Source organism: Chromobacterium sp. Panama (assembly GCF_003052555.1).
Lineage (GTDB): Bacteria > Pseudomonadota > Gammaproteobacteria > Burkholderiales > Chromobacteriaceae > Chromobacterium.
In genome coordinates, this window is record NZ_QARX01000001.1 from 1,309,239 (window position 1) to 1,323,017 (window position 13,779).

The following is a 13,779-nucleotide window of genomic DNA, read 5'->3' on the forward strand; positions in this document are numbered from 1 at the left end:
GGGGACCGGCCCGGCGCGCCTTCCTCAGAAGGCGGCCGGGCTTTTTTGCGTCCAAGGGTGGGCGCTCATTGCTGCCAGTGGTTGTAAATCGTTTGCAGTTTTCCGTTTTGCTGCAGCCGGGCCAGCGCGGCGTTGAATTGGACGGCGCGGCTGTCGCCCTTGGCGAAGGCGACGAAGCGCGGCATTTCCACCAGCGGTTTGGGCTGGATGCGCACATTGGGCAAGGCGCGCAGCTGGCGGGCGTAGTAGAGCAGCTGGCCGCGGTCGCCGACGATCAGGTCGATGCGGCCGGCCAGCAGCATCAGCAGCAGCTGTTCGGGATTGGTGGCGCTGGCGTCGCGTTTGAGCTGGGCCCTGTCGAAGGCGGACTCATAGGCGTAGCCGTGAACCTGGCCTATGGTCAGCGGGGCCAGGTCGGCCAGGGTGCTCCAGTTTTGCAGGCCGTGCTGCTTCAAGACCATGAACACGGTGCGGCCGGTGCGTATCGGGCCGGCCAGTTCGTACTGGCCGCGCCGCTCGGCGGTGCCGGCGAACTGAAAAGCCATGTCCACATCGCCGTTGCCCAGCATCTGCTTGACGCGTTCCCAGGGATAGAGGTGCAACTGATAGGGGATTCTGGCTTCCGCCATCACCGCCTGGACAATGTCCACGTCCAGGCCCTGGGGTTTGGCGCCGGCGTCGTTCTGGTAGCTATAGGGCGCGAACTGGATGTCGCCGGCGATGCGCCAGGTCTCCGGCTGGGCCACCCAGGCCGCCCCGCAAAACAACAGCATGCTCAACACACGCCTCATGGTTGCCCCCGTCGTCGCCGCCTTCCGTTGGTATGGCCGGAGCGGGGCGGCAAGCTGGGCGGTTTTTGCAAGCGTCCCGCGGCGGCCTTGCCGAGAATGGCCGTCAGGGGCGCCCCCTGGGCGGGGCGCGGTTGGTTCGCACTATCATTGACGGGGTAAGCCGCGATGTCTTCTTCCATTAGTTTCAGCGCCGGCGGTCCGGCGTTTTCCCTGAGCAACGAGCGGGTGGCCCGCATGATGAGCGGCGATCGGCAGACGGCCACGCATATGAGCTTGTGGGACAAGTTCAAGGATGTGTTCCGCGCCGAGAAAAAACAGGATGCGCTGAACACCCTGTTCAAGCTGGTGGACAGCCCGTCGCCGGCGCGCTCCTTCGATATTTTCAATCGCTTGGCGCAACTGGCCACGCCCAGCAACCGGAGCTTGTTCACGGTCGCGGTGGCGCCGGAACAGGGCGGCGGCAAGATCAGTTACTGCATCAACGGCCAGCCGCTGAAAACGGAGCGACTGTCGCAGGAGGGGCGTGAAGTGGTGCTGGCGCGGCTGGGTGCGCCGCTGGGCGCCGAGCAGGCTCAGGCGCAGGCGGCGTCGCTGGCGGATTACCGGATGGACGTCTCGCCGGGGCTGATGTATCTGCTGGACGGCGATTTTGCTTCCGGCGGGGTGCACAAGCGCTTTCACGCCGATACCGGGGTCTTGCAGGCGCGGGACGGGGTGGGCCGGGCGGATTTCGTCCGCGAAGGCCAGCTGGAGGCGTACGCCGAGTCGCGTCCGGCGCTGCGGGCTTATCTCTCCACCCAGCAGCAGATCGCCGCGCCGCCGGGCGTCAGCGACAAGTTTGCCTACGCCCGGGTCGAGCAGTACGACCCGGCGGTCATCGTCAGCCGCGAACTGGATGTCGGCCTGCCTCTGCTGTCGCTGGATCAGGCCCGCAGCGTGGCGGCGCAATTGGTGGACATGACCAGGACCTTCTACTGCCATCAGCTGTCCCACCGCGATCTGCACATGCAGAACCTGCTGGTGCACGAACGCAAGGAGGACGGCGCGGTGTTTCTGAAGGCGATCGACTTTGGCCGCGCCAAGTTCGGCGAGTCGTTCGAGGCGGAGCGCTTCAACGACATCGATTACCTGTTCAACCGCGAAGGCTGCTCGCTGGCGGAGACGGTGGGCCGCAACTATCTGGCCGGCAAGGATTCGGCGGTGGCCAAGAAACATTACCCCTTGCATAAGCTGCTGGAGCGTTTCAACGCCCGCGGCGCGGAGGTGACGGAGACTTTGTCCGGCATCGGCAAGATGTTGAAGGCGGATTTGCAGATGGCGGGGCCGGAGGACGAGCGGCGCATCGATCAGGCGTTTGAGCGCGCCTCGGCCTCGGTGCAGATGGTCTTGGCCGGGCTGGCGCGTCCGCAGTTGGGGGTGGGTTTGCGCCTCTGAGAACCTGTTCAAACTCTGCTGCGCTTCGTGAAAAGTCGCCCGGAGAGTACGACTTCAGAATGCTCATGTGCCGTATGGCCATGCCGCTTCTTCAGCCGCAAGGCCTTGTCTCGCGCATGCTCGCGAGACGTGGAACAGGCGCTGAGGATTTTCACGGTTCGCCGCGCGTCGGCGCCACGGCGCTGAAACCCGCATAAAAAAGCCCCTCCCGGCCATGGCCGGGAGGGGCTTTCGCTTGCTTGGGCGCCGGCGGGCTCAGGCCGCGGCGGGCTGGGCGGGCTTTTTCAGCGCGCGCAGCGCGACCGCGGTGACGGCGGTGCCGGCCAGCAAGGCCAGCAGATAGAGGCCCAGGTGGCTGACGGCGTTGGGGATGGGCAGCACGAAGACGCCGCCGTGCGGCACTTTCAGCTCCACGCCGGCCAGCATGGAGATGGCGCCGGCCACGGCGGAACCCAGCATCAGCGCGGGGATCACCCGCAGCGGATCGCGCGCGGCGAAGGGGATGGCGCCTTCGCTGATGAAGGCCAGGCCCAACACGCCGGCGGCCTTGCCGGCCTCGCGCTCGTCGGCGCTGAAGCGGTCGGCGAACAGCTTGGTGGCCAGCGCGATGCCCAGCGGCGGCGTCATGCCGGCGGCCATGGCCGCGGCCATCGGCGTATAGACCTGGCTGGCGATCAGGCCGGTGGAGAAGGCGTAGGCGGCCTTGTTGACCGGGCCGCCCATGTCGAAGGCCATCATCGCGCCGATGATGGCGCCCAGGACCAGCGCGCTGCTGCCTTGCAAGCTCTTCAGCGCCTCGGTCAGCATGCCCAGCAGGGCGGCCACCGGGCCGCCGATCACGTAGATCATCAAGAGGCCCACCAGCAGCGAGCCCAGCACCGGCAGGATGAGCACGGGCTTGAGACCGTCCAGATTGCGGCCCAGCTGGATCTTGCGGTTCAGCCAATCGGTGCCGTAGCCGGCGATGAAGCCGGCGATGATGCCGCCGAGAAAGCCGGAGCCCAGGCTGGCGGCCAGCATGCCGCCCACCATGCCGGGCGCGATGCCGGGACGGTTGGCGATGGAGTAGGCGATATAGCCGGCGAGGATGGGCACCATCAGCGCGAAGGCGGATTTGGCGCCGATCTGGAACAGCGCCCAGGCCAGGGTGCCCTTGTTGGCGTCGTCGAAGGCGTAGATGCCGCCCAGCGCGAAAGCCAGCGCGATCATGATGCCGCCGGCGGTGACGAAGGGCAGCATGAAGGAAACGCCGGTCATCAGGTGCTTGTACGGGCCGCTGCGCTCGCTGGCCGGTTTTTCCGGCGCGGCGCCGGCGGCGTCCGGCCGGTGGGGCGCGGCCTCGGCGATGGCGCGGCGTAGCAGCGCCCGGCCGTCGTTGATGGCGGCCTTGGTGCCGCTTTGGAACAGACGCTTGCCGTGGAAGCGGCTCAGCTCCACCTGGGTGTCGGCGGCGATCAGCACCAGATCGGCCTCGGCGATCTCGCCGGCGCTGAGCGCGCTCTGCGCGCCCACCGAGCCCTGGGTTTCCACGCGGATGGCGTGGCCCAGCGCCTGGGCGGCCTGGCTCAGGCCTTCCGCCGCCATGAAGGTGTGGGCGATGCCGGTGGGGCAGGAGGTGACGGCGACGATGCGCAGCGCTTCGGTTTGCGGGGCGCTCAGGGCCGCGGCCCGGCGGACGGCGTCGGCCGGATCGGCCAGGGCCTGGTCCAGGCTCAGGCGGAGCGAGGGCAGGCCGTCCAGGCGCAGATCGGCGGCGGGGCCGATCAGGAGCGCGGCCTGGGCGGCGGCGATTTCGGTCGCGTCCAGCGGCGGCGCGCCGTCCAGTTCCAGGCTGAGAGAATGCCCGAGCCCTTGGGCGGCCTGGCGCAGCGCTTCCGCGGCCAGCCGGCCCTGGGTGCTGCGTTCGCCGGAGGCGATGATGGCAAGTAGGTTCATGGCGTTGTTTCCCTTGTGTTTTTAGTTTGGAGCCGCAGGCGAAGCCCCCTGATGCCGCGTCGCTAACGGGCGCTTAGCCCAGGTTTCGCAGCCGGACTTGCGCCGCCAGCGCGCGCACTTGTTCCGGCGGCGGCAGGTGCGGGCCGACGCGAGCCAGCTTGGCGGCGGCAAAGGCCACCGCCAGCCGGGCTTCGGCCTCGCGGTCCAGTCCGTCCAGCCGCGCGGCGGCGAGGCCGGCCACCAGCGCGTCGCCGGCGCCCACGGTGCTGAGCGGTTGTTGCGCGGGCAAGGCGGCCAGCAGCGCGTGGTCGCGGCCGGCGAACAGCGCGCCGTCCGCGCCCAGCGACACCACCACTTGTTCCACGCCGCGTTGCAGCAGCCCGCGCGCGCCGTCCAGCACCGCGGCGGTGTCGGGCAGGGCGCGGCCGGCCCAGTGCTCCAGTTCGTGGCGGTTGGGCTTGACGCAATGCGGCGGCGCGTCGCCGTCCAGCGCCTGGCTCAGCGCCTCGCCGCTGCTGTCCAGCAGCAGCCGCGCGCCCAGCGGCCGCAGCAGCCGGCACAGCCGCAGATAGCTGTTGGCGGGCAGGCCGGGCGGCAGGCTGCCGCACAAGGCCACGATGTCGCCGGGGCGTAGCCGGGCGGCCAGTTCGGCGCCCACTTGTTCCAGCTGCGCTTCGCCGGCGGCGATGCCGGGCAGATTGATGTCGGTGGTGTCGCCGCTGGAGAGGTCGGCCAGCTTGATGTTGACCCGGGTGTCGCCGGGCAGGCGCAGCATGTGGTCGGCGATGCGCTTGTCCAGGAACAACTGTTCGAAGGCTTCGCTGTTGTTGCGGCCCAGCAGGCCGCAGACGCTTACCGGCGCGCCCCAGTCCGCCAGGCAGCTGGCCACGTTGACGCCCTTGCCGCCGGCGTTGCTGCTGGCGCTTTGCGCCAGGTTGACCTCGCCGGGCGTCAGCCGGGCCAGGGCGATGGTCTGGTCCAGCGCCGGATTGAGGGTGAGGGTGTGGACGCGCGCGCTCATGTCAGCTCCCGCGCCAGCATGCGCACTTCGTCGGCGCTGTCGCAGGCCAGCGCTTGCTGCGCCAGCTCGCGCAGCCGGTCGTGGCCGTTGGCGCACAGCTTGGCCTTGACCGCGGCCACGTCGCGCGGGCTCATCGACAGCTCGGCTACGCCCAGGCCGGTCAGCAGCGCGGCGCCGAAGGGATCGCCGGCGATGCCGCCGCACACGCCCACCCAGCGCTGATGGCGGGAGGCGCCGGCCACAGTGTGCTGGATCAGCCGCAGCACCGCGGGGTGCAGGCTGTCGGCTTCGGCTGCCAGTTCCGGGTGCTGCCGGTCCATCGCCAGCGTGTATTGGGTGAGGTCGTTGGTGCCGATGGAGAAGAAGTCCACGTATTCGGCCAGTTGATCGGCCAGCATGGCCGCGGCCGGCACTTCCACCATGATGCCCAGCGGCACCGCCGGGGCGTCCAGCTCGCGGCGTATGCCTTCGCACCATCCCTTGAGCCGGGTGATTTCCTTCAGCGAGGTGATCATCGGGAACATGATGGACAGCGGCTGGCCGCCGCGGGCGGCGCGGTAGAGCGCGCGCAGCTGGGGCTCCAGCAGATCGCGGCGGCGCAGCAGCAGGCGTGAGCCGCGCATGCCGAGGAAGGGGTTTTCTTCGGCCGGCAGCTTCAGATAGTCCACCTGTTTGTCGCCGCCTATGTCCAGCGCGCGCACGATCAGCGGCCGGCCGTCCAGCGCGTCCAGCATGGCGCTGTAGGTGTGGAACTGTTCGTCCTCGCTCGGCGCCTGCTCGCGTTCCAGGAACAGGAATTCGGTGCGCATCAGGCCCACGCCCTCGGCGCCGGCGTCCAGCGCGGCGGCCACCTGGTCCGGACGGTTGATGTTGGCGGCGATTTCCACGCGGTGGCCGTCCGGCGTCACCGCCGGGCGCTGCCGCTGCTCCGCCTGCTGCTGCTGGGTGCGTTGCTGGGCCTGCAGCCAGTCGCGGGCGGAGGCCAGGTCTTGCTCGCCGGGGTTCAGATAGAGCCGGCCGCCCAGGCCGTCCAGAATGGCCGGGGTGCCGTCGGCGATGTCCAGCAGCGCCGGGCCGCCGGCCACCAGCGCCGGCAGGCCCAGGGTGCGCGCCAGGATGGCGGTGTGCGAGGTGGGGCCGCCCTGGGCGGTGGCCAGCGCGCGGATGCGGCCGGTGTCCAGGGTGGCGGTGTCGGACGGGGTGAGGTCGGCGGCCAGCAGGATGCAGTCGTCGCCGTCGATGTCGGCCAGCGTGGCGCTGTTCAGCGCCGGGTCCAGCTGGCGCAGCACGCGGCGGCCCACGTCGCGCAGGTCGGCGGCGCGCGCCGCCAGCAGCGGGTTGCCCAGCGCGGCCAGCCGTTCCGCCATGCGCTCCACCGCCTGGTGCCAGGCCCATTCCACGCCGTGGCCGCCCACCATCAGCTGGCAGGCCAGGGTGATCAGATCGGTGTCGGACAGCAGTTCCGCCTGGGCGTGGAAAATGCCGGCCTCGGCCTTGCCCAGCCGGCTGGCGGTGGCCGCGGCCAGTTCGTTCAGTTCGGCGCGGGTGGCGCTCAGCGCCGCGTGCAGGCGGTCGCCGCCTTCGCCCAGCGCCACCGGGCGGTCCGGCACTTTGAGCTGGCCGGCGTGCAGCACGCGCACCACGCCGATGGCGAGGCCGGGGCTGGCGGCGATGCCGGCGATGGACAGCGGGTGGCCGGGCGGGGTCCAGCCCTGTTGCGCGGCCAGCAGCTGCGCTTTTTGCGCGGCGAGCGCGGCGTCGGTTTGTTCCTGGGCCGAGGCGTCGCGCATCGCGGCCAGCAGGCCGGACAAAGCGGCGGCGGCGTCCGGCCCCTGGGCGGACACGGTGACGGTGTCGCCGTGGCGCAGGCCCAGTTGCAGCAGGCTGATCAGGTTCTTGGCGTCGGCGGCGTCCTGGCCGTGGCGCACTTGCAGCTGGGCGGCGTGGCGGCGCGCGGCTTCCACCCATTGCGCGGCCGGGCGCGCGTGCAGGCCGTTGGGGTAGTCGACTATCCATTGCGCGCGCTCGGCTAGGTCGGCCGCGGCGTCGACGGCGGCGGGCGGCGCGTCTTCTTCCAGCAGGGCCAGCACCCGGGCCGGCTCTGCGGCGGTGAACAATTGCTCGAGCCTGGCCTCGTCCTGCAGCAGCCGGGTCAGCCGGCGCAGCAGGGTGATGTGTTCGTCGGATTGGGCGGCGATGGCGAACAGCAGCCGGGTGCGCTGGCCGGGGTTCCATTCCAGGCCGTCCGGGATCTGCACGATGGCGATGCCGGTGCGGCGGATCAGCTGACGGTCTTCCACCATGCCGTGCGGAATGGCCAGGCCGTTGCCCAGGAAGGTGTTGGCCACCGCTTCGCGCCGCAGCAGGCTGTCGATGTAGGCCGGGTCTATGCAGCCGGCGTCGGCCAGCAATTGTCCGGCCAGGCGGATGGCCGCCTCTTTGTCGGCGGGCTGACAGCCCAGCCGGATCAGTTCGGGCTGGATCAGGGAGGAGGGCGATCCGGTGTCGTGCATGGCGGTCTCTTCTGTCGGTTCAATTGGCTGCGCGGTTCCGGGAACCCGTTCACGGCCCGACGCGCAAGCGGCGCGGCTTGGGACAGGCTCGGTATAGCGGATCGGCCCGCGCCCGCCAGCTGTCATTGCGGAGGGGTGGCGCCGTTCACGCGCTGAGTGGATTGAAAACGATTACATTTTTTCTGTCAATACAGTCGTAGTTTCGCCGCTACATCTTTGCGCCGTCTCAAGCGGCAGTGTTGTAAAATTACGCTTTAAGGGTATGCTTGCGTAAACCCAGTTTCTATCTTGGTAAGAGAAAACGATTTCATATGACGGTCAGCATCAAGGATGTGGCGCTGGCGGCCGGCGTGTCGGTGGCCACCGTATCGCGGGCCCTGGCCAAGGGCCCGGTGAGCGCGGCGCTGAAGGCCAAGGTGGAGGCGGCCATCGCCGCCACCGGTTATCGGCCCAATTTGTCCGCGCGGCGTTTGCGCTCGCGGCACAGCGACACCATAGGCCTGATCGTGTCCGACATCCGTAACCCCTTCTTCACCGCGGTCAGCCGCGCGGTGGAGGATGTGGCCTACCAGGCCGGCATGCGGGTGATTCTGTGCAATACCGACGAGAACCCGGACAAGGAGGCGATGTACCTCAGGCTGATGCAGGAGGAGCGCGTCACCGGGGTGATCTTCGCCGCCACCCGCGCCACGGCGGAGATGCTGGACGCGGAGGCGCTGGGGTTTCCGGTGGTCTTGATCGACCGGGCCGCGCCCGGCGGCGCGGCCGACGCGGTGGTCTTGGACAACGCTGCCGCCGCCGGCCTGTTGGTCGGCCATCTGCGCGAGCAGGGTCATGACCGCATCGGCGGGCTGTTCGGCAATACCAGCAGCACCGGCGCGGAGCGGCACGCCGGCTTCGCCGCGGCGCTGGCGGCGGCCGGGCTGGCCGCGCCGGCGCGTTTCGTCGCGCCCACGGCCGAGGCGGCGCAGCAGGCGGTGTCCGCCTGGCTGACGGAGGCGGAGGCGCCGCGGGCGCTGGTGATCAGCAACGGCCTGCTGCTGCTGGGGGCGATGCGCGCGGTGCGCGCGCTGGGCCTGGCCTTGCCGCGCCAGCTGGCGCTGGCCGGTTTCGACAACGACAGCTGGACCGAGCTGGCCGGTCCGGGGCTGACGGTGATCGAGCAGCCGGTGGACGAGATCGGCCGCGCGGCGATGGCGATGCTGCTGGAACGGCTGGAACAGCCGCTGCGGCCCACTCGCAAGGTGGTGCTGACCGGCCGTTTGGTGGTGCGGGGCTCCAGCCTGGCCGAGGGCTAGCCGCCGCGCTTGTGGCGGCGGCGAGACAGCCCCTGGTCCGGCGCGGAAGGCGGCCGCGGTTTTGATTTTTAATGTATTAAATATTGTGCCATGATTTGCCGATGCCGTTTCAGCCATCGCCGCCCAGCCGGGCGGCCGTCAGGAGGAGGCCCGCCATGGACACGCGTTACGCCGGGGACATTCATCTTTCCACACGCCAGGCGGCGGACGGCGACAAGCTGGATTTCTGGCTGAGCGAGGTCGACCGCCTCTTGGTCCGGGTGGAGTGCGACCGCCGTCCGGAAGAGCGGCTGGAGGCTTCGCTGGACTGGCAGGATTTCGGCCTGCTGCGCATGGCCACGATACGGGCCAACCAGCACGCGGTGACGCGCAGCGGACATAGCCTGAGCCGGGACGGCCGGGACTCCATCTTCGCCTGTTTGATGCTGCAGGGGCAGGGCTTCAGCCATCAGGGCGTGGAGTGCGCCCGCCACGGCCCGGGCGATGTGGTGCTGTACGATACCGCCCGCCCTTACGGCCACGGCTTTCCGGCCGATATGGCGATGGCGGTGCTGGACATTCCGCGGTCCTTGTTCCAGGAGCAGGTGGGGGTGTGGAACGAGCGCGGCCTGGTGCGCATCGAGCGCGCCGCCGGCATGGACGCCTTGGCCGCCCATCGCCTGCTCAGCGGCGGCGAGGCCGCGCGGCGGCATCTGGCCAGCCAGTTGCTGGAATGGCTGCATTCCTTGTGGAGCGCGCGCCTGGGCCTGCCGGCCTCCCGTTCCACCTTGTGCAGCCTGTGGCGGGCCAAGGCTTATATCGAGCGGCATCTGGCCGAGGACGATCTGGATTGCGAGCGCATCAGCCGCGCGGTGGGCGTGTCCGCGCGTCAGCTGGCCCGCATCTTCGAGCAGGAGGGCGAGTCGGTGACGCGTCACCTGTGGGGCCGCCGGCTGGAACGCTGCCGCGTGGATCTGGCCGATCCGGCCTTGCGCCATTTATCGGTGAGCGAGCTGGCTTTCCGCTGGGGCTTCAACCATATCGCCCATTTCTGTCGCAGCTATAAACGCCGTTACGGCGAAACGCCGAGTCATACCCGAGCCGAGGCCCTGGCCGCGCGCGTCCTTCCCAGACAACAAGACTGTCCTCATTAGGCAAATTTCGCGTTCTCCCCATCGTTAGAGTGGACGGGTCCGCAGCGCTTTCTGGCGCGGCGGACGCCCAACTAATAAAGAGGAGACACCATCATGCACACACGAATGGGCGGTTCGCCGCCGGGCGGCCGCGCGCGCGCCGCTGGCGAAAGAGAGGCCCGCCATGCGCCTCTCCTATGAAAACAAATTGTTGGCCATCCTGGCGCTGAGCTTCGGTTTCGTGTTTTTCGACCGGCTGGCGCTGTCCTTCCTGTTTCCCTTCATGGCGGCGGAACTGCGTTTGAGCCCCGCGCATCTGGGCATGCTGGCGTCGGCGCTGGCGCTGACCTGGTCGCTGTCCGGCCTGGGCCTGGGCGCATGGTCGGACCGGCGCGGCGCGAAGAAGCCGATGCTGGTGGCGGCGGTGCTGGCGTTTTCGCTGTTTTCCGCCGCTTCCGGCCTGGTGGCCGGCTTTCTGTCCTTGCTGCTGTTCCGCGCGCTGATGGGCGTGGCGGAAGGACCGGTGCTGCCCATTTCCCAATCCTTGCTGGCGGCGGGGTCCACGCCGGCGCGGCGCGGTTTCAATATGGGCATCGTCAACGGCTCCGCGCCGGGCTTGCTGGGCGCGGTGCTGGGGCCGCCGTTGCTGGTGGCGCTGGCCGAGGCCTACGGTTGGCGCGCGGCCTTCTATCTGTCCTGCCTGCCCGGCCTGCTGATCGCCTGGCTGGTGTGGCGGCATGTGCGCGAGCCGGCGCCCGCGCCGGCGCCGGCCGGCCGCGGCGGCGGTTTCGCTTCGTTGCTGGCCGAGCGCAACATCCTGCTGTGCGTGTTGATCGCCTGCAGCTACATCACCTGGTTCATCATCCTGATTTCCTTCACGCCCACCTTTCTGATCCAGGTCAAGGGCATGAGCCCGCAGGCGATGGGGGCGGTGATGAGCAGCCTGGGCTTCGCCTGGGTGGCGTGGGGCGGGCTGGTGCCGGCGATTTCGGACCGCATCGGCCGCAAGCCGGCCATGGTGGCGTTTTCCCTGATCGCCGCTTGCTGCCCGCTGGTGTTGCTGAACGTGGACCGCATGGTCTGGCTGTTGCCGCTGGTCTTCCTCACTTACACCGGCCTGGGCTGCTTCACCCTGTTCATGGCCACGATTCCGGCGGAGACGGTGTCGCCGCGGCGCATCGCCACCGCGCTGGGCATGATCATGGGGGTGGGCGAGCTGGCGGGCGGTTTTGTCGCGCCCACGGTGGCCGGCTTCGCCGCGGACCGCTACGGCCTGTCCATCGTGATGTGGATCGCCATGGCCGGCGCGCTGCTGCCGGCCTTGCTGTCCTTGGGCCTGCGCGAAACCGCGCCGCTGCGGCTGAAGCCGGGCGGGGCCGCGCTGGAAGCCGACCGGGCGCCGACCTGAGCCGCCATTCTCATTGCGCGTCCCGCTGCGCCGGGACGCCGCACTCCCTGACGGAGATCATCATGCACAAGACCTTGATCAAGGCGCTGGCCGGGCTGTCGGCGGCGCTGGCCTGCGCGACGGCTCAGGCCACCCAGTCCGGCGCGGACACCATAGGCGCCGGCGCCGAGGGTTTTCTCGCCGGCACGCTGCCGCCGGCCGGCTGGTACGGCGTGTTCTATTACACCCATTACCAGGCGGACCGCTTCAACGACGACGCCGGCCGTTCCGCTGCGCCGGGCTTCAAGCTGAGCGCCGACGTGCTGGTGCCGCGGTTGCTGTATATGTCGGACCGGACGCTGTGGGGCGGGCGCTTGGGCGGCTTCGCGCTGGCGCCGCTGCCCAGGATGAGCCTGGACGCCGGCGGCGCGCATGAGAGCCGCGGCGGCCTGGGCGACGCGGCGGCCTGGGCGACGCGGTGCTGGGGCCGGTGCTGGCCTGGGGCGACGCCGGGCCGCTGCACACGGCGCTGGCGGCCGACATCGTGCTGCCCACCGGCGACTACGACCGCAATCGGATGTTGAACCTGGGGGCCCATCATTATTCGTTGCGTCCGGTATTCGCCTTTTCTTATCTGCCGGCGTCCGGCTGGGAGCTGTCGTCCAAGATCAGCTACACCTTCAACGGCAAGAACCGCGATACCGATTACCAGTCCGGCCAGCTGTTCCACTTCGATTACTCGCTGAGCTACGCGGCCGGCCCGGCCAGGAGGCTGGGCTTGAACGGCTACTTCATCAAGCAGACCACGGACGATGTCCAGTACGGCCGGGCGGTGGCGGGCAACGGTTTTCGCGGCCAGGCTTTCGCCATCGGTCCGGCGCTGCGCTACCAGTTCGACAAGGCCGGTCTGGAATTGAGGTGGTTGAAGGAGTTCGATGTGCGCAACCGGCCCGAGGGCAGCGCAGTCTGGGCCAAGCTGGTGCTGCCGCTGTAGCGGGTGGACATGGGGCTTGCAAACACGGCCGGGCGCTTGCGTCCGGCTTTTTCTTGGCGGAGCCGCGCTCCCGCGCGCGCTAGTTTTCATTTTCTTCTCTTGCTTCTTCTTTCTTCACCGCGCCGTCATCGAGATGCCGCATGATTGGAATTCTTGTGCAATCCAGTGCGCTTCCCATTCCGCGACGCAGTCCGATGACCGCTGCCCGCCGCAGGCCTGGCGGTCCCAAATTCGTCATGGCGGGCAAGTTGATCGCTTATTGCGCATCTCCCCCGCAGCTTGTCGCTGAGTTGGAAAGAAAATCCATGAGTAAGCTTGAGCCACAGCATCACAGACAGGGATGGGAAATCGCGCTGATTTTAGTCACCGCCTTATGGGGGTGGTCCTTTGTCGCTATTCACGATGCGCTGAATGATCTAAGCGACTCGGCGTTTAACGCCTACCGGTTTCTCATCGCCGCGCTGGCGATGTGGATCGTGGCGCGGGTCAAAGGGAGTCGATTCTCGCGGCAGGATGTTTTCGGAGGGGTCGCCGCTGGCGTCGCGCTATATCTGGCCTTCTTTTTTCAAACCAAGGGCTTGGCTTACACCACGGCTTCCAATGCCAGTTTCATTACGGGCTTGGCCGTTGTCTTTACTCCGCTGTTTGCTTATTGGCTGTTAAAGGTGCGCCCGGAAAAACGTCAGCTATTCGGCGCAGCCACGGCGACGATTGGGCTTGCTTTGCTGACCTTGAAAAATCTGGCCATTCATTGGGGAGATATGCTGGTTGTGCTCTGTGCGGCTTCCTTCGCTTTGCACATTGTTGTTTTGTCCAAGGTCAGCAAGACAGCGCGGGTATTGAACATCGCCTTTGTCCAGGTCGCGGTCGTGGGGGGCTTGTCCTTGCTGCAGTCATTGGCCTTGAATGAGTTCTCGCTTCCCTTTCGAAGCGAGACGATGACGGCGATTCTTATCATCGCCCTATTGGGAACGGCAGTCGGTTTTTATGTTCAGACTCGGGCCCAAGTGGCCTCTTCGCCCAATCGAATCGCATTGATCATTGTGCTGGAACCGCTGTTTGGCGGTGTTTTTGCTTATTTCCTGGCCGGCGACCGCTTGTCGCCTCTGAATTTACTGGGGGCCGGGCTGATTATTCTGGGCATGCTGATCACGGAATTTCATTTGAAGGCAAGCCGCGCCGGAGCGGATTAATCCTTCGCCACGGATCTTGACGCCGCAGCCATGGCGGGCCGCATCTTGCGCGGCTTGGATGTTTCCATCCCCGCCGTCGCAGGATCTTGAAACGCAGGGGG

11 protein-coding genes are annotated in these 13,779 nt (G+C 68.1%); 7 read left to right on the forward strand and 4 right to left on the reverse strand.

The features are described from left to right. Positions 1 to 65: 65 nt before the first annotated feature. On the reverse strand, positions 66 to 791 hold the full coding sequence (locus DB032_RS06120) for an ABC transporter substrate-binding protein (protein WP_107798683.1): 726 nt from the start codon (positions 789 to 791) through the stop codon (positions 66 to 68). Between the two features lie 165 nt (positions 792 to 956). Between DB032_RS06120 and DB032_RS06125 the strand changes: the two genes are divergently transcribed. Continuing rightward, a complete protein-coding gene (locus DB032_RS06125; protein WP_107798684.1) occupies positions 957 to 2,225 on the forward strand; it encodes a hypothetical protein in 1,269 nt (422 codons plus the stop codon). 255 nt (positions 2,226 to 2,480) lie between these two features. On the opposite strand, the gene DB032_RS06130 is transcribed toward DB032_RS06125, so the two are convergent. From DB032_RS06130 to ptsP, 3 genes are all read right to left on the reverse strand, one after another. Next, the gene (locus DB032_RS06130; protein ID WP_107798685.1) at positions 2,481 to 4,160 is read right to left on the reverse strand and encodes a PTS fructose transporter subunit IIC; all 1,680 of its coding nucleotides are present in this window, start codon (positions 4,158 to 4,160) and stop codon (positions 2,481 to 2,483) included. A 73-nt stretch (positions 4,161 to 4,233) separates the two neighbouring features. Continuing rightward, a complete protein-coding gene (gene pfkB, locus DB032_RS06135) occupies positions 4,234 to 5,181 on the reverse strand; it encodes a 1-phosphofructokinase (RefSeq protein ID WP_107798686.1) in 948 nt (315 codons plus the stop codon). Continuing rightward, the gene (gene ptsP, locus DB032_RS06140) at positions 5,178 to 7,694 is read right to left on the reverse strand and encodes a phosphoenolpyruvate--protein phosphotransferase (RefSeq protein ID WP_107798687.1); all 2,517 of its coding nucleotides are present in this window, start codon (positions 7,692 to 7,694) and stop codon (positions 5,178 to 5,180) included. Before ptsP ends, pfkB begins: the two co-directional genes overlap by 4 nt. Positions 7,695 to 8,005: 311 nt before the next feature. On the opposite strand from ptsP, the gene DB032_RS06145 reads away from it, so the two are divergent. The 6 genes from DB032_RS06145 (at position 8,006) to DB032_RS06165 (ending at position 13,678) form a co-directional block, all read left to right on the forward strand. Then, the gene (locus tag DB032_RS06145) at positions 8,006 to 8,992 is read left to right on the forward strand and encodes a LacI family DNA-binding transcriptional regulator (protein ID WP_107798688.1); all 987 of its coding nucleotides are present in this window, start codon (positions 8,006 to 8,008) and stop codon (positions 8,990 to 8,992) included. Between the two features lie 155 nt (positions 8,993 to 9,147). Beyond that, entirely contained in the window at positions 9,148 to 10,125 is a 978-nt protein-coding gene (locus DB032_RS06150) for a helix-turn-helix domain-containing protein (protein WP_107798689.1), read from the forward strand. Between the two features lie 163 nt (positions 10,126 to 10,288). After that, positions 10,289 to 11,512 carry an MFS transporter gene (locus DB032_RS06155; RefSeq protein WP_107798690.1) on the forward strand — a complete coding sequence of 408 codons (1,224 nt, stop codon included), beginning with the start codon at positions 10,289 to 10,291 and terminating at the stop codon, positions 11,510 to 11,512. 62 nt (positions 11,513 to 11,574) lie between these two features. Further along, positions 11,575 to 12,075 (forward strand): transporter, encoded by a 501-nt coding sequence (locus DB032_RS24735; protein ID WP_199225829.1) that lies wholly within the window; start codon positions 11,575 to 11,577, stop codon positions 12,073 to 12,075. Continuing rightward, positions 11,970 to 12,485: a transporter gene (locus DB032_RS24740; protein WP_199225830.1), complete on the forward strand. Its 516-nt coding sequence runs from the start codon at positions 11,970 to 11,972 to the stop codon at positions 12,483 to 12,485. Before DB032_RS24735 ends, DB032_RS24740 begins: the two co-directional genes overlap by 106 nt. A 140-nt stretch (positions 12,486 to 12,625) precedes the next feature. After that, a complete protein-coding gene (locus DB032_RS06165) occupies positions 12,626 to 13,678 on the forward strand; it encodes a DMT family transporter (RefSeq protein WP_199225831.1) in 1,053 nt (350 codons plus the stop codon). The last annotated feature ends 101 nt before the right edge of the window (positions 13,679 to 13,779 follow it).

What these genes read in the sequence shown, in the direction of transcription:
- DB032_RS06150 (WP_107798689.1), top strand. Translation starts at nt 9,148, where the DNA reads ATGGACACGCGTTACGCCGGGGACATTCATCTTTCCACACGCCAGGCG.
- DB032_RS06120 (WP_107798683.1), bottom strand. Translation starts at nt 791, where the DNA reads ATGAGGCGTGTGTTGAGCATGCTGTTGTTTTGCGGGGCGGCCTGGGTG.
- DB032_RS06125 (WP_107798684.1), top strand. Translation starts at nt 957, where the DNA reads ATGTCTTCTTCCATTAGTTTCAGCGCCGGCGGTCCGGCGTTTTCCCTG.
- DB032_RS06165 (WP_199225831.1), top strand. Translation starts at nt 12,626, where the DNA reads ATGATTGGAATTCTTGTGCAATCCAGTGCGCTTCCCATTCCGCGACGC.
- DB032_RS06130 (WP_107798685.1), bottom strand. Translation starts at nt 4,160, where the DNA reads ATGAACCTACTTGCCATCATCGCCTCCGGCGAACGCAGCACCCAGGGC.
- DB032_RS24735 (WP_199225829.1), top strand. Translation starts at nt 11,575, where the DNA reads ATGCACAAGACCTTGATCAAGGCGCTGGCCGGGCTGTCGGCGGCGCTG.
- DB032_RS06145 (WP_107798688.1), top strand. Translation starts at nt 8,006, where the DNA reads ATGACGGTCAGCATCAAGGATGTGGCGCTGGCGGCCGGCGTGTCGGTG.
- pfkB (WP_107798686.1), bottom strand. Translation starts at nt 5,181, where the DNA reads ATGAGCGCGCGCGTCCACACCCTCACCCTCAATCCGGCGCTGGACCAG.
- DB032_RS06155 (WP_107798690.1), top strand. Translation starts at nt 10,289, where the DNA reads ATGCGCCTCTCCTATGAAAACAAATTGTTGGCCATCCTGGCGCTGAGC.
- ptsP (WP_107798687.1), bottom strand. Translation starts at nt 7,694, where the DNA reads ATGCACGACACCGGATCGCCCTCCTCCCTGATCCAGCCCGAACTGATC.